The organism is Variovorax sp. H27-G14 (genome assembly GCF_046156345.1).
Taxonomy (GTDB): Bacteria; Pseudomonadota; Gammaproteobacteria; order Burkholderiales; family Burkholderiaceae_C; genus Variovorax.
In genome coordinates this window covers 110393-125586 of record NZ_JAYLVN010000013.1, presented here as the reverse complement: position 1 = coordinate 125586, position 15194 = coordinate 110393, and the positions used below count along the sequence as shown (strand labels likewise).

Sequence of the window (15194 nt, the reverse complement as noted above, 5' to 3'; positions counted from 1 at the left end):
GTTCAGAAATCCGCGGACACGGACACCAGGAACGTGCGCGGTGCGCCAATCGTCAGGCCTTCACGCGCCGCGGACTGCCAGTAGTTCTTGTCCAGCACGTTCTCAATGGTGGCGCGCACCGTGATCGGCACGTTGCCGCTGACGAAGCGATAGCGCGCCCCGATGTCGTAGCGCGTCCAGCCCGGAATCTGCTGCGTATTGCCGACGTCCACGTACTGCCTGCTGGTGCGCAGTGCGCGGGCGGTGAAGGTCAGGCCGGGCAGAAAGGCGGCGTCCCATTCGCCGGCCACGTTCAGCTGCAACCTTGGCGTTGCGGGCGCGGTGCGGCCGTTGTTCTCGCCGCCCTCGGTGCGCGTGAGCACGCCCTCTGTGTATGCGGCACCGGCCAGCAGGCGCACCCCGGTGGCGGCCTCGCCCTGGGTGATGAGCTCCACACCCCGGTTGCGCTGTCGGCCGTTGGCGCTGAAGCGCAGCGTCGCCGGATCGAGGAAGCTGCTGGCGCGTTCGATCTGGAAGACGCTCAGCGTCGTGGCAAAGCGGCCAAAGTCGTACTTGGCGCCAAGCTCGATCTGCTTGGCCTTCGTCGGCGGGAACACCTCACCGGCGTTGGAGGCGCCCGACGGCGCCGTCGGGCCCTGGCTCAGGCCTTCGATGTAGTTGCCGTAGATGGAAAAGACGTCGCTCGCCTTCAACACCAGCGCGGCCACCGGCGTGACGGCAGACCTGTCGTAGTGCGCGGACCGGTTGCCGTTCACGGCATCGAACCCCGAGGTCTCGACCTGCTGGTGGCGTGCGCCAAGCGTCAGCTGAATGCGCCGGTCACTGGAGAAGATGGTGTCGGCCACCGCAATGCTGCGCAGCTTTGTCTCGGCGACCTTGGGGATGTACGGGTCGACCGTGATGTTGGGCTGCGCAATGTCCGCCGGCCTGTAGAGGTTGGAGAAGATGAAGGCCCCGTTCTGGCGGCGCGTGCCTTGCTCGGAGTTCAGGGTGCTCACGCTCACCACTGCTTCATGGCGCAACGACCCGGTCGCGAACTTGCCACGCAGACCGGCCTCCGCGGTCTGGGTCTCGACCTCTTCGTTGAGCCGCGCCGGACGCCCGGCAATGGCGCCCAGGCTGTCCTGCATCAGCCAGCTGGTCTGCAGGCTCCTGAAGTCGTAGCGCATGGCGCCCACGGCGCCGAAGGCGGTCAGGTTCGGTGTCAGGTCCACCTCGGCGCGCACCATGCCCGAGAGTTCCTTCGACTTCCAGTAGGTCCACGCCGGCAGAAAGTTGGTCTTGGCGTCTGGCGCCGGGCCGATGGCGGTGCCGGCCTCCGGCGGGAACAGCAGGCCGCTGCGCGCATGCGTGAGCCGGTTCTGGTAGCTCAGGTCGGCCTCCAGCCGCACGCTGTCGCCCTGGTAGTCGACGCCCAGGGTGAAGGCGTCCAGGTCTTCCTTGGAGTGATCGACCGGCGTGTCGCCCGAGCGCTTGAGGGCGTTGGCGCGCACGCCCCATCGCTTGTCCTCGCCGAAGCGACGTGCAACGTCGACCTGCGTGCCGAACTGGCCATCGTCCATGTACGACAGCGTCACGCGGTTGAGCGGTTCCATGTCGGCCCGCTTCGGCACGAGATTGATCGAGCCGCCGACCGAGCCGGCGGGCGCCATGCCGTTGAGCAAGGCATTCGGCCCCCGCAGGACCTCGACGCGCTCGATGCCGATCAGCGAGCTGGCGTTGCGCGGGGAGATGCCGTAGAGCCCGTTGAAGGACACGTCGTAGTTGAACAGCGTGAAGCCGCGGATGTTGAACTCGTCCCGCCCGGCGCCGCGCGAGTAGGTGTTGCGAACAGAGGGGTCATTGACCAGCACGTCGCCGAGGTTCTGTGCCTGCTGGTCTTCGATCAGTTGCGCGGTGTATTGCGTGGCGCTGAACGGCGTGTCGAGCATGTCGCGCTCGCCCAGCAGGCCGATGCGCCCGCCGCGTGCCACCTGACCGCCCGCATAGGGCGCTGACGAGCGGGTGGCGGATTCGCTCACCTCGACCACCGGCAGGGTCTGCGCGCCAGGGCGGCCCGCAAGGGATGCGGGCCGCACGAGCACCGAGGCACCGCTCACGACGGCCTCCAGGCCGCTGCCTGCGAGCATTCGGTCGAGCGCCTGCTGCGTCGTCCAGCGCCCCGACACCGCCGGTGCCGACTTGCCTCCCACCAGGGCCGCCGGAAAACTCATCTGCAGGTTGGCGACGCGGGCCAGTTCGTTGAGTGCCTGTGCGAGCGGCTGCGCGGGAATGGAAAGCGACATGGCGCTGGCCGCTGTCGCGCCGCTCTGGGCATGCGCACAAGGTGCGAGACCTGCGACAAAAATCGCGGTGATGGCGGCTGCAAGGCTCAGCGGGGCAGGGTTGAAACGCGCGGTGCGCATAGATCGGAAACTCCTCGGTCGTTGATCGTTGGTGGTCGTGAGCCAGCCCCCACGGGGGTGTTTGCCTGGTCCTACCGCTGTAGACGCATCAACCCGAACGAAACCTCAGGTCGAAAACCGGGAATTCGAAAAATAATCTTCAGGGCTTGCGCAGCACGATCTCAGACACCTCGCCCTGCGGCACCAGCCGTACCGGAAGCACCAGCGGCAACGACTCCGCAAAGCTGCCGAATTGCTGGAGGCTGTAGCTGCCTCCGACCGGGAGACTGGCGACGGCCGGGTCCCTGATGACCAGGCCGGTGCTGCGGTAGCGCTCGAACTCGGCCAGCGCCTGGGCCAGCGGCGTGTGGTCGAAGCTGATGCGCCCGGCGCGCCACGAAGCGATGGCCGCGGGCGAGACGCGCGTCACAGGCCCGAGGCGGCCGGCGTCGTCGCCCACCAGCATCTCGCCGGCCACGAGTTCGACCGGCGCGCTGTTCGTTGCGGTGCCTGTTGTATCGCTCGTAGCATCGTTCCCTGCATCGTCGGGGCGCGGGTTGCTTACGGGTGCCACGCGGCTCACGCGCACATGCCCCTCCTGCACCGCGACCACGGTACGGCCGGCGTCCAGGCCCGACGTCGTATGCCGCACCGAGAAGCGGGTGCCGACCACCACGATGTGCAACTGGCCGGCCCACACATGAAAGGGGCGCGCCTTGTCGGCATGGACCGAGAACAGGGCCTGGCCGTCCTGCAGGCGGATCTCGCGCCGGTCCTGGAACAGCTGCGCTTCGAGCCGCGTGGCGGTGTCCAGCTGCAGCGTGCTGCCGCGCGTCGGATCGTCGGGCAACGTCACCACGATCTGCTGTCCGCGCTCGGTGACGAAGGCTTGCTCGAAGGTCGGCAGTTTCTGCCAACGCTCCCAGCCCATCCAGCCACCGCCACCGACAGCCACGACCAGCACCGCGACGGCCACTGGCGCGAGCAGCGGGCCGAGCCTGAGTCGCCAGCCGCGTTGCCGGTGTTGATCGCTTCGATCGGGGCTCGGCTGTGGCGCGGTGTTCCGGGCCGTCTCACCGTGCGTGCGGTGCGCCTGCGGCAGGCCACGACGCAGCGCGGCCACGTCGTCACCAGAGAGCTGTCGGACCTGTGCCACCGTGGTGGCCATGTCCTCGAGGGCCGCGGCATGTCGCGGGTCGGCCGCGAGCCAGGCTTGCAGCGCGGCCATGCCGTCGGCGTTGAGCCCGTTGCGTCGCCTTGCAGCCCAGGTTGCAGCCTCCAGATCGAGCGCGTCAGGCGCGCACGCGCGCGCGTCGGCCCCAGGGGCAACGGCATCGTGATCGGAAGGGGGCGGCGAAATCATGGGGAGGGAGAAAACATCAGCGCTCGAGACTGTAGACGCACGAGGGGTGCCGATTCCTCAGCTTGCGTTGTCGCGCGAGAAGCTTCACTGCGCCTTCGCCCGTTCTGCAGCGGGATCGTCCAGGCCTTGGAGGCGTCGTTCGCAGTGCTTGCACGCCAGCATCCCGCGCACGACGTGCTTCTCGACCATGCTGACCGAGATGCCCATGCGCTGGGCCACCTGCGCATGGGTGAGCTCGTCGAAGATGTGCAGCACGAAGGCCTCGCGGCAGCGTGGCGGCAGGCCCTCGATCGCGCCGACATAGGCGCGCAAGGTCTGCTGCGACGCCAGCGCCCCCTCGGGCTGCAGGGAGGCCGGTGCAGCGGGTTGCTCGTCTTCCGGGATCGCATTCAGGCTGTCGTGACGCCGCACCTCGGAGCGCCGATGCTGATCGACCAGCAAGTTGCGCGCAGTGCGATACAGCAACGCCCGAACATCGAGGATGTTCCGCCCGGCATGCTGAACGGCCAGCACGCGCGCATAGCTCTCCTGCGCCAGGTCGGCCGCGGAGTCGCGGTCGTTCAGCTGGCGGTGCAGAAAGTTGAGCAGTTCGCGGTAGTAGCGCTCCAGCAAGGCACACCCCATGGCGGCTTGATCAGCTGCGCAACACAGGTTGCAACGCAGCGAGGAGCCAGAACAACAAGAATTGTTCTTATTATCATCCAGACGCTTTGCGGAGCAGATTCATTGGACGGGTGTTCGTTGTACGCGGGCTTGCGCGGTGGTCGAGCTGCTCCCGTGGGGCTCAACGATTGCTCAGGATTCGCCGCGCAATTGAGCCCGCAGGATCTTGCCCACCGGCGACTTGGGCAAGCCGTCGCGAAACAGCACGCGCTTGGGAACCTTGTACCGGGTCAGGTGCAAGCGGCAGTGCGCCACCACCTGTTCGGCCGTGAGCCCGGGATGTCTGGGCGTGACATAGGCGCACACGGCCTCTCCCGTTGCCTCGTCGGGCATGCCGACCACCGCGACTTCCGCCACGTCCGGGTGGGCGGCGATCACGGCTTCGACTTCGTTCGGGTAGACGTTGAAGCCCGACACCAGCACCATGTCCTTGAGGCGGTCGACGATGTGGATGCTGCCGTCGGGCGCCATCGTCACGATGTCGCCGGTGCGAAACCAATCGCCGCTGAAGGCTGCCGCGTTGTCGTCGGGGCGATTCCGGTAGCCACGGGTGACGTGCGGCCCGCGCACCTGCAGTTCGCCGCGCTCGCCGTGCGGCACTGCCTCGCCCTGCGCATCGACCACCCGCACTTCGCTGCCAGGCATCGGCAGCCCGACCGACCCCGGTTGCAGCGCCCGGTTGGGCGGGCTGCAGGCCACGATGCAACTGGTCTCGGTCAGGCCATAGCCTTCCAGCATGGGGCCGACCGTGTCGCGCCAGCGCTGGCCGGTGCTGGGGCGCAAGGCCGTGCCGCCGGAGATGGCATAGCGCAGCGCCGGTGGCGACGCGATGAACCACGGCTCGGCCAGCAGGCCGGCGTAGAGCGTGTCGACGCCGGTGATCCAGCTCACCTCGAACTGGCGCAAGGCGGGCTCCACATTCTTCAGCGGGCGCGGGTTGGGAACCAGCAGGTTGCGGGCGCCCTTGCGAAAGAAGCTCAGGAAGTTGATGACGAAAGCAAACACGTGATACAGCGGCAAGACCGTCAGCACGACGTCGCTCGGCAGGAAGGGCGCGTCATGAGCCGACAGGTAGTCGTCGGTCATCTGCAGCACCGCCAGCACGTTGCGGTGGGTCAGCACCGCGCCTTTGCTGCGGCCGGTGGTGCCGCCGGTGTACTGCAGCAGCGCGACCTCATGGTGGCGGGCTGCGAGCGGTCCATGGCGGCGGCCCTGCGTCAAGGCGTACGCGAAGGTGCACTCGGTCTCGAGCAAGGTCACCTCGCCGCCCAGTGCCTCGCGCAGCGCCTGGGCCGCGGGCGTTGAAAAGAAATCCCACAGCCCCGCCAGCACCACGGCCACGCCCGTCTCTGCCGCCGCCGGTCGCAGCGTTGCCAAGGACATCACGGTGGCCACCAGCACCTTGGCCGCACAGTCCTGCAGCTGAGCGGTCAGCTCCGATGCGGTGCAGAGCGGGTTGACGTTGGTGGCGATGGCTCCGGCTTTCCATGCACCGAACGCGGCCACCGCGTAGTGCAGGCTGTTGGGCATCTGCAGCGCCACGACATCACCGACCTGCAGCGCCAGATCGTGCCGCAGGTAGGCGGCGAAGTCGTCGGACAGCGCATCGACCTCGGCAAAGCTCAGGCTCGCGTGCATGCCTTGCGGCAGCACAAGGGTCAGGGCAGGCCGGTCGGCATGGGTGGCGCGGGCCTGGGTGGCGAGCGCCACCAGACTCGTGGGCAGCGCGTGTTCGTCCAGCCGGTAGCCTTGAAGCCTTGCGGGATAGCCTGCGGAATTCGCGGGGTCGGGTTGGGGGCCGTTGTTACCGTGTGCGGCCATGGCTCAGTCTCTGCCCTTGAATGCCGGCATGTGCGGCGCAAGGCGCGCGCCCATTTCGGCACCCAGCGCCTGCAGCCCGCTCAGCGGCCGGACCATGACTTCGAATTCACGGATCAGGCCCTGGTCATCGAAGCGGATCAGGTCGATGCCCTTGAGCTTCTTCTCGCCGACCCGCGCGCTGAACTCCAGCACCACGTTCAGGCCGTCGTCGCTGGCGAGCTGGCGGTCGTAGGCAAAGTCTTCGAAGATCGTGATGACTGTGCGCAGTGCCAGCAGCAATGCGGGGGCCGGGCCGTACGGATGGATCGACATCGGCGAGCGGAACACCGCCTCGGGGTGGACGATGCGGTCCAGTCCGCTCAGATCGCGCTGGGCAATCATCTGGTGCCAGGTTTCGATGGAACGGGCGACGGCCGCGGGAACGTTGGAGGGCAGGGGGCGCATGAATGTCTCCTTGGTGGGTTGGGGCAGGGTGTTGAGTCAGAGAAGGGCAGGCGAGGGGTTCACAGCGCGCAGGCCAGCGTGGTGCCTTGCAGGATGGCGCGCTTGGCGTCGAGCTCGCCCGCCTCGTCGGCGCCACCGATCAGGTGCACCGCGCCGTGCGCCGCGACCAGGCCCGCATGCAGTTCGCGCTGCGGCTCCTGGCCCGCACAGATGACGACGTGGTCCACCGCCAGGGTCTGGTCCTGGCCGTCGATGCTGATGTGCAGACCGTCATCGTCGATGCGCTGGTAGCTCACCGCGGCGCTCATGCGAACACCGCGCGCCTTCAGGCCCGTGCGGTGGATCCAGCCGGTGGTCTTGCCCAGCTGGTCGCCCACCTTCGTGCTTTTGCGTTGCAGCAGGTGCACCTGCCGCCGTGGCGCTTCCACGTGGGCCGGCTGCAGCCCGCCGCGGCCTGCGTAGGTGGTGTCGATGCCCCATTCGGCATAGAACTTCGCGGGCACCTGGCTGGCACTGTCGCCGTGGTGGGTCAGCAGTTCGCTCACGTCGAAACCGATGCCGCCCGCGCCCACCACCGCCACGCGCGCGCCCACCGGTTTCCTGTCGCGCAGCACGTCCAGGTAGCCCAGCACCTTGGGGTGGTCGATGCCTTCGATGTCGGGGGTGCGCGGCACCACGCCGGTGGCCAGCACGATGTGGTCGAAGCCTTCCTGCAGCAGCGTGGCCACGTCGGCGCGGGTGTCGAGCCGCTGCTCCACGCCCTTCAGCTCGAGCTGGCGCCGGAAGTAGCGCAGCGTCTCGTGGAACTCCTCCTTGCCGGGGATGGTCTTGGCGATGTTGAACTGGCCACCGATCTCGCCCGCCGCTTCGATGAGAACGACCTGGTGGCCGCGCTCGGCCGCGGTGACGGCAAAGCTCAGTCCGGCCGGGCCGGCACCGACCACCGCGATGCGCCGCGGTGCATGGGTCGGCTCGATGCGCAGAAGGGTCTCGTGGCAGGCGCGCGGGTTGACCAGGCACGAGGTGACTTTGCCGCCGAAGGTGTGGTCCAGGCAGGCCTGGTTGCAACCGATGCAGGTGTTGATCTCGTCGGCCCGGCCGGTGCGCGCCTTGCGCACAAAGTCCGCATCGGCCAGCAGCGGGCGCGCCATGGACACCATGTCGCACACACCGTCGGCCAGCAGTTGCTCAGCAACCTCGGGCGTGTTGATGCGGTTGGTGGCCACCAGCGGAATGCCGACCTTGCCCATCAGCGCCTGCGTGACCCAGGCATAGGCCGCGCGCGGTACCTTGGTGGCGATGGTGGGAACCCGCGCCTCGTGCCAGCCGATGCCGGTGTTCAGAATGGTGGCGCCGGCCGCTTCGACCGCCTGTGCCAGCTGAATAACTTCGTCGAGCGTGGAGCCGCCCTCGACCAGGTCGAGCATGGACAGCCGGTAGATCAGGATGAAGTGGGGCCCGACCCGCTCGCGGGTGCGGCGCACTATGTCCACCGGCAGCCGCATGCGGTTGGCGTAGGCGCCGCCCCATTCGTCGTCACGGTGATTGGTGCGCGTTGCGATGAACTCGTTGATCAGGTAGCCCTCGGAGCCCATGATCTCCACGCCGTCATAACCGGCGTACTGCGCCAGCGCGGCACAGCGCACGAAGTCCTCGATGGTCTGCTCGACCTCGTCGCCCGTGAGCGCGTGCGGCACATGCGGGTTGATCGGGGCCTGCAAGGCGCTGGGCGCGACCAAACCCTTCTGGTACGAATAGCGGCCAAAGTGCAGGATCTGCATCGCGATCTTGCCGCCCTCGGCATGCACGGCGGCCGTCACGCCGCAGTGGTGCGCCGCCTCATCCTGCGTGGTCAGCATGGCGCCGCCATGCATCGGGCGGCCCCGTTCGTTGGGTGCAATGCCGCCGGTGACGATCAGGCCCACCTCACCACGCGCGCGCTCCGCGTAGAAGGCGGCCATGCGGGAAAAACCATCGGGCGCTTCTTCCAGCCCAACGTGCATGGAGCCCATGAGCACGCGGTTCTTCAGGTGAGTGAATCCTAGATCCAGCGGACGCATGAGGTGGGGGTACGAGGTCATTGTTCGAGGTTTCTGCAACTGGTTGCATAAAGGGGTTGAGCGATAGTGCAACCAGTTGCATTCATGCCATCTTGGGAGAAACCCTGAGCCACTGTTCGGGAAAATAGGGGCGCCGCGGCTGTCCCTGCCCGTCGTCATCTTTGGAAGTCGCACCATGTCCTTGCCCCACGCCTTGCTCACGGCGCTCGTCGAACAACCGGGCTCCGGCTCCGAGTTGGCTGGGCGCTTCGACCGCTCCATCGGCTACTTCTGGCACGCCACGCACCAGCAGATCTACCGCGAACTGGCGCGCCTGGAAGAAGCCGGTTGGGTGGAGGCGCTGCCCGCCGAGCTGGGGCGAGGGCGCAAGAAGGTCTATTGCATTCTGTCGGCGGGGCGCGACGAGCTCGGCCGCTGGCTCAGCGAGTCGACGCAGCCCCAGCCGCTGCGCGACGAGATGATGGTGCGCCTGCGCGCCGCCGCGGCCGTCGGGGCCTCGTCGAGCCTGGCCGACGAGGTGCGGCGGCGCCTGCCGCTGCATCTCGAGAAGCTGGAGACTTACCGGCAGATCGAGGCGCGCGACTTCAGCCAGCCGCCCTCGACGCAGGCCGCGCAGTTGCAGCGCCTGGTGCTGCAGGCCGGCATCGCCTACGAGAGCTACTGGGTCGATATTTCGCGCAAGGCGCTGGAGATCCTGGAACCGCCAAGCACTGGCGAATAGACCGCGAGGTGGCTGGCGCGGTCGATGCGCACCTGCAGGTTGAACTTCATTCGCGCAGCACAGTGCGTGCCCCGCGCAGCGTGCAGCGTCAGCGCGCCAGGCTCAACGCGAACGGCTTGAAGCCGAATCGGCGCAGCACGTGCGGCACCATCAGCATCAGGGCTTCGGTGGCGCGCGCGCTTGCAATGTCGCCCAGATCGACGATCCAGTCCTGCGGCCAGCCCAGCTCGCCGAGCAGCGCCGCCACGGTGGCCTTCGCGCCTTCGTCGTTGCCCGACATGAACACGCTGGGCGCAGTGGCAAGGCTGCGGGGATCGGCCATGACGCTGAACAGCATGGTGTTCAGCGTCTTCACCACGCGCGTGCCGGGGAGCGCCTCCTGCAGGCGCTCGCCGAGGCTGCCTTCGGTGTAGAGCAGGCCGGCCGGCATGCCGTTGGTATCGCGCGCCGATGCGTTCGAGACATCGACGAGGATCTTGCCCTCCAGCTCCTGGCGCAGCTCGCTCAGGCGCGCCAGTGCGCTGTCGCCCGGCGTGGCGTTGATGACGATCTGCGCGCCGCCGGCCGCCGCGCGCGCATCCATGTGGCGCACGGCAGGGCCTGTCCATTTGGCGGCAGCGGCGACAGGGTCGCGCGAGCCGATGGCAATGTCATGGCCGCCGACGGCGAGCTTGGCCGCGATGGGACTGGCCACGCGGCCTGATCCGAGAATGCTGATGGTGTTCATGAAGGGTCCTGCAGGTTGAGTGTGTGAGTGAAAAAAGCGGGGTGATGCTCAGGCGATGGCCGACAGCGTTGCCACGGCTTCGCGCTGCAGCCCCGGTGCGGTGGCCAGAAAGTCTTCGCTCTCCAGCGTCCACGGCCGTCCGTGCAGATCGCTGATCGCACCGCCAGCTTCTTCGACCAGCAGGGCGCCGGACACCAGGCCCGAGCGCACCTGGCTGTGCTGCCAGAACGCATCCATCTGGCCGCCGGCCACCATCACCAGCTGAAAGGTTGCAGGCACGGAGACGCGCACCACCAGTGCGGCCTCCAGCATCGCGGTGACCGATTGGCCGATGCGGCGGTAGGTTGCGCTGCTCTCACCGGGGCGGGCCTGGCCGGTCGCCACCATGGCGGCGCGCAGTTCGGTCTTGGCCGACACGCGAAGCGGCACGCCGTCTGCAAACGCACCACCGCCGCACACCGCGGTGCAGGTGCGCCCGGTGGTGGGCACGTGCACGACGGTGAGCACCGGCGTGTTGTCGCGCACCAGCGTGGCGGTCACGCCCCAATCGGGCTGTCCGTGCACATGGTTGATGTTGCCCTCGACCGGGTCGGTGATCCACCACTCGCCAGGTGGCAATGCGCCGCCCGCGAGCTCGTCCTCTACCCAGCCGGCACCGGGCCGCGCCAGCAGAAGCGCGTCGCGCAGGCAGGCCAGCGAGGCGGCGTCGTTGGCATGAATGGCGTTGACCAGGTCGTCGAAATTCGCGGGGGTCGCCGTGCGGCCGAAGCGCTCCAGCAGGCGCGCGCCGGCCGCATGCACAGCGGCCGTGACAGCGGGAAGAAGCAGGCGGTCGGCCTGCGGGGAAGGGGTGGTTTCGTAGGTCATGAAAGGCGTGTGTTGGCTCGATGTCGCGGACAATATCAGCTAACTTGAAGTGCAACTTTGGTAGGAATGGAGTTACCTGAATGCAATTGGATCTGAACCTTCTGCGTGCGCTGGACGCCCTGCTCGAAGAGGGCAGCGTGGCCGGCGCGGCCGCGCGCCTGCAGCTGTCCGCACCGGCCATGAGCCGCACCCTGGGACGCATCCGCCGCGCCACTGGCGACCCGATCCTGGTGCGTGCCGGCTGGACCATGACGCCGACACCGCACGCGCTGGCCATTCGCAACGAGGTTCATGCGCTCGTGAAGCAGGCGACTGCGGTGCTCGCGCCGCAACAACCGCTGGACCTGCAGCGCCTGGAGCGCACGTTCACGCTGCAGTGCCACGACGCCATCGGCACGGCGATCGGGCCTGCGCTGCTGGCGATGCTGCGTGCGCAGGCGCCAGGCGTGGCGCTGCGCCTGCTGGCGGAAGCCGCCACCGACACCAACGACCTGCGCCACGGCCAGGTCGATCTGGAGATCGGCGCGGCTGTGCCTTCCATGCCCGAGATCCGGCACGAGGCCATTGGCGAAGACCGCCTTGTGGTGGCGCTGCGCAGCGGCCATCCGCTGGCCAGCGGCAAGTGGGGCATCGAGCGCTATGCGCGCGCTGAGCATCTGACGGTGTCGCGCCGCGGGCGGCTGAGCGATCCGGTCGACAAGGCCTTGGCTGCGTTGGGTCTGCGGCGCCGGGTGGCCGCCTCGGCGCCGACCAGCACGGCCGCGCTGCTGTTCGCGTGCCAGAGCGATCTGGTCGTGGTCGTCCCCGAGCGCATGTGCCATGCGGCGATCACCGCGCTGGGCCTGCTGACGCTGCCCTTGCCGCTGAAGATGGCACCGGTGCCGGTTCATTGCGCATGGCACCAGCGCTACGAAGCCGACAACGCCCACGTTTGGCTGCGCGCCCAGGTGCTGGAAGCCATGCGCACGGTGTTCGGTAACCGGAAGACCGCGCGCGGCGCGGCGCGCAAGAGAAACAAAAAGCCGGAAAAATACTAGACGACCGGTCTATTTGATGGCTAGAATCGACGCATGGTCAAAACAGCCGCCCCCGAATCGTCCGACACCCGCGAGAACATCCTCGCGGTGGGTCAGCGGATCATGGCGGCCAAGGGTTTCACGGCCGTCGGCCTCAATGAAGTGCTGACCACATCGGGTGTACCGAAGGGGTCGTTCTATCACTACTTCCAGTCGAAGGAAGCCTTCGGCGAAGCCTTGCTGACGAGCTATTTCAACGACTACCTGGCCGACCTCGACAAGACACTTCAACAGCCGGGTCTGACCATGGCGCAGCGCCTCATGAACTACTGGCAGAACTGGCAAGACACCCAGTCTTTCATGGACTGCCAAGGCAAATGTCTCGCCGTGAAGCTGGGTGCCGAAGTGGCCGATTTGTCCGAAGCGATGCGCCTTGCCATGAAGCAGGGAACATCCGCCATCGTGGCGCGGCTGGCCGGCGCCATCGAGGCCGGCATTCAGGAAAAGTCCCTGGCCGTGCACGGCAACCCCCAAAGCCTTGCTGAAGGGCTCTATCAGCTCTGGCTGGGGGCCAGCGTGCTGGTGAAAGTCGAACGCAGCCGCCAGCCATTCGAGAGTGCCATGACCCTGACTCGCCAAGTTCTTCACCTGCCCGGATGAGCCGGGCAGCCAACGGATGCGTCTCACCAAGACGCTATTTTTTAAGCCAGTTAACTAGTAGACTGGTCTAATGTTTTTTATCAACTGACTTTTTGGAGAAACAGCATGAAGATTTTGATGGTCCTCACCTCGCACGACGAACTTGGCAACACCGGCCGCAAGACCGGCTTCTGGCTTGAAGAACTTGCCGCGCCCTACTACGCCTTCAAGGCGGCTGGTGCGCAGGTCGTGCTGGCGTCGCCCAAGGGCGGCCAGCCGCCGCTCGACCCGAAGAGCAACGAGCCGTCGTTCCAGACCGACCTGACGCGCCGGTTCGAGGCCGACGCACAAGCCACCGCGCAACTGGCCGCCACGGTGCGCCTGGACAGCGTGTCGCAAGCCGATTTCGATTCGGTGTTCTACCCAGGCGGTCACGGCCCGCTGTGGGACCTGGCGGAAGACAAGCACTCGATCGCGCTCATCGAGTCCTTCATTGCCGCCGGCAAGCCTGTCGCGCTGGTCTGCCATGCGCCGGGTGTGCTGCGCCACGTTAAGAGCGCCGACGGCCGTCCGCTCGTCGAAGGCAAGACGGTCACCGGCTTCACCAACACCGAGGAAGAGGGCGTTGGCCTGACCCAGATCGTGCCGTTCCTGGTCGAAGACGAACTCAAGGCCAAGGGCGGTCTGTATTCGAAGGGCGAAGACTGGGGCTCGTACGTCGTGAGCGACGGGCTGCTCATCACCGGGCAGAACCCCGCGTCGTCGGCCGCTGCCGCCGCCGTTCTTGTCGACCGTTTGGCCAACGCCGCTCAGTGAGCGCGCCCGCTTTCGTTTCAAAGACTTCCTTCAAGAGACCCGTCATGAACATGCGTCACACGCTTTCTTCCATCGCCCTCGGCGCCGCGGCGCTGTTCGCCGGCCAGGCCTTCGCGGCCGAAGTGCCCTCTGTCGTGCTGGTCCACGGCGCCTTCGCCGACGGCTCCGACTGGGCCAAGGTCATTCCGCTGCTCCAGGCCAAGGGCATTCACGTCACTGCGGTGCAGAACGGCCTCGAGTCGCTGGCCGGCGATGCCGAGGCGACCCGGCGTGCCATCGACAACCAGAAGGGCAAGGTCGTGCTTGTCGGTCACTCCTGGGGCGGCTCGGTGATCACGGAGGCGGGCCAGAACGACAAGGTGGCTGCGCTCGTCTACGTGGCCGCCTTCGCGCCCGACTCGGGCCAGTCTTCCGCGGAGGTCGGCAAGGGCTATCCGGCTTCGCCCGGCGTGCAGAAGCTGACTGCCGACGCAAAGGGCTGGCTCACGCTGCCGCCCCAGGCGGTGGCCGAAGACTTCGCGCAGGACGTGCCCGCCGCGCAGGCCGCGGTGATGGCCGTCACGCAGGGGCCGCTTCAGGCAAAGGCGCTGGAAGACAGGATCACCGTGGCCGCATGGAAGACGCGTCCCTCGTGGTTCATCGTGAGTGCCAAGGACCGCATGATTCCACCCGACCTCGAGCGCGCCATGGCAAAGAAGATCGGCGCTGTCACCACGACGCTGCCCACCAGCCACGTGCCGCAACAGTCGCGCCCGAAGGACGTTGCCGCGGTGATCCTCGCGGCCGTCAAAGCCAGCACCAGATAAGCGTGGATGGCGTCGGCAATGGCGCCTGTGTTGCTTCACCTTCGGGCACGCGACAGCGCGGCGTTTCGTGTGCCAGATGCTGTGCGCGATCAGCACGCGAGAAAGCGCAGGGCATGTCCGTGACGTGCACGCGTTGGCACTTCGTGCCGACACGGACCTGCGAGGCGGCCGACCTGACGCCGATGCCGGGGCTGTCTCATCAAAAAGCGCCTTGGCCCGCCCCGCGGAAACCCAGGGCCCTCAGGCGCTGAGCGACGCAATCTGCTCGAGTGCCTGGCCGAGCGCTGCCTCTCTGGCTTGCGGGCCGAATGCAATGCCTTCCGCGCGCACCACCGTCACGTTGGTCACGCCCAGGAAGGCGAGCAGCCCGGTGAGATAGGTTTCCTGATGCTCCAGCGCCGCCGCCGGGCTGCCGGCCACATACACGCCACCGCGTGAAGAAGCGATGAAGGCCTTCTTGTCTTTCAGCAGGCCCTCGGGGCCGGTCGCCGTGTAGCGAAAGGTCTTTCCGGCCAGCGCGATGCGGTCGATCCATGCCTTGAGCGGCGTGGGAATCGTCAGGTTGTACATGGGGGTCCCAATGACCAGGATGTCGGCCGCAAAAAGCTCTTCCAGATAGGCATTGCCCTTGTGCAAGTCTGCGGTGAGGCCGTCGTCCTGTGATTCGCCTCCTTGCCACACCGCCATGTGCGCGGACGAAAGATGCGACACCGGGTCGGCGGCAAGATCGCGGTAGACCACCTCGATGCCCGGGTGCAAGGCACGTTGGCGCGCGACGATTTGCGCGGAAAGCTGGCGGCTCACCGAGTTGGCACCCAGAACGCTGGAGTCGAGATGGAGGAGTTTCATGGTCATCTTTCGAAAGTG

At 67.2% G+C, this 15194-nt stretch carries 14 protein-coding genes; 5 read left to right on the top strand and 9 right to left on the bottom strand.

Annotated features, from left to right (window positions below; all coding sequences use genetic code 11):
- Nucleotides 1–2 precede the first annotated feature (2 nt).
- The 6 genes from VLK31_RS25340 to VLK31_RS25315 form a co-directional block, all read right to left on the bottom strand.
- Nucleotides 3–2285: a TonB-dependent siderophore receptor gene (locus tag VLK31_RS25340; protein WP_409171229.1), complete on the bottom strand. Its 2283-nt coding sequence runs from the start codon at nt 2283–2285 to the stop codon at nt 3–5.
- 259 nt (nt 2286–2544) lie between these two features.
- Nucleotides 2545–3747, bottom strand: coding sequence for a FecR family protein (locus VLK31_RS25335; RefSeq protein WP_409171228.1), 1203 nt, complete (start codon nt 3745–3747; stop codon nt 2545–2547).
- A gap of 84 nt (nt 3748–3831) precedes the next feature.
- Entirely contained in the window at nt 3832–4359 is a 528-nt protein-coding gene (locus VLK31_RS25330; RefSeq protein ID WP_409171227.1) for a sigma-70 family RNA polymerase sigma factor, read from the bottom strand.
- Between the two features lie 183 nt (nt 4360–4542).
- Nucleotides 4543–6231, bottom strand: a complete 1689-nt coding sequence (locus VLK31_RS25325; protein ID WP_409171226.1) for an AMP-binding protein — start codon at nt 6229–6231, stop codon at nt 4543–4545.
- A 3-nt stretch (nt 6232–6234) separates the two neighbouring features.
- Nucleotides 6235–6675, bottom strand: coding sequence for a nuclear transport factor 2 family protein (locus tag VLK31_RS25320; protein WP_409171225.1), 441 nt, complete (start codon nt 6673–6675; stop codon nt 6235–6237).
- 59 nt (nt 6676–6734) lie between these two features.
- The gene (locus VLK31_RS25315; RefSeq protein WP_409171224.1) at nt 6735–8756 is read right to left on the bottom strand and encodes an FAD-dependent oxidoreductase; all 2022 of its coding nucleotides are present in this window, start codon (nt 8754–8756) and stop codon (nt 6735–6737) included.
- Between the two features lie 154 nt (nt 8757–8910).
- Here VLK31_RS25315 and VLK31_RS25310 point away from each other — a divergent pair, with 154 nt between their 5' ends.
- Nucleotides 8911–9456, top strand: coding sequence for a PadR family transcriptional regulator (locus tag VLK31_RS25310; RefSeq protein ID WP_409171223.1), 546 nt, complete (start codon nt 8911–8913; stop codon nt 9454–9456).
- A gap of 88 nt (nt 9457–9544) precedes the next feature.
- Here the strand turns inward: VLK31_RS25310 and VLK31_RS25305 are convergent, their stop codons facing one another.
- Nucleotides 9545–10183, bottom strand: a complete 639-nt coding sequence (locus tag VLK31_RS25305; RefSeq protein WP_409171222.1) for an NADPH-dependent F420 reductase — start codon at nt 10181–10183, stop codon at nt 9545–9547.
- 48 nt (nt 10184–10231) lie between these two features.
- Nucleotides 10232–11050, bottom strand: a complete 819-nt coding sequence (locus VLK31_RS25300) for an inositol monophosphatase family protein (RefSeq protein ID WP_409171221.1) — start codon at nt 11048–11050, stop codon at nt 10232–10234.
- An 80-nt stretch (nt 11051–11130) separates the two neighbouring features.
- On the opposite strand from VLK31_RS25300, the gene VLK31_RS25295 reads away from it, so the two are divergent.
- The 4 genes from VLK31_RS25295 to VLK31_RS25280 all read left to right on the top strand — a co-directional run bounded on the left by VLK31_RS25295 (nt 11131) and on the right by VLK31_RS25280 (nt 14327).
- Nucleotides 11131–12087, top strand: a complete 957-nt coding sequence (locus VLK31_RS25295; RefSeq protein ID WP_409171220.1) for a LysR family transcriptional regulator — start codon at nt 11131–11133, stop codon at nt 12085–12087.
- A gap of 33 nt (nt 12088–12120) precedes the next feature.
- Nucleotides 12121–12726 carry a TetR/AcrR family transcriptional regulator gene (locus tag VLK31_RS25290; protein ID WP_409171219.1) on the top strand — a complete coding sequence of 202 codons (606 nt, stop codon included), beginning with the start codon at nt 12121–12123 and terminating at the stop codon, nt 12724–12726.
- 105 nt (nt 12727–12831) lie between these two features.
- Nucleotides 12832–13521 (top strand): type 1 glutamine amidotransferase domain-containing protein, encoded by a 690-nt coding sequence (locus VLK31_RS25285; protein WP_409171218.1) that lies wholly within the window; start codon nt 12832–12834, stop codon nt 13519–13521.
- A 50-nt stretch (nt 13522–13571) separates the two neighbouring features.
- Entirely contained in the window at nt 13572–14327 is a 756-nt protein-coding gene (locus tag VLK31_RS25280) for an alpha/beta fold hydrolase (protein ID WP_409171289.1), read from the top strand.
- A 240-nt stretch (nt 14328–14567) separates the two neighbouring features.
- On the opposite strand, the gene VLK31_RS25275 is transcribed toward VLK31_RS25280, so the two are convergent.
- Nucleotides 14568–15176, bottom strand: coding sequence for an FMN-dependent NADH-azoreductase (locus VLK31_RS25275; RefSeq protein WP_409171217.1), 609 nt, complete (start codon nt 15174–15176; stop codon nt 14568–14570).
- Nucleotides 15177–15194 lie beyond the last annotated feature (18 nt).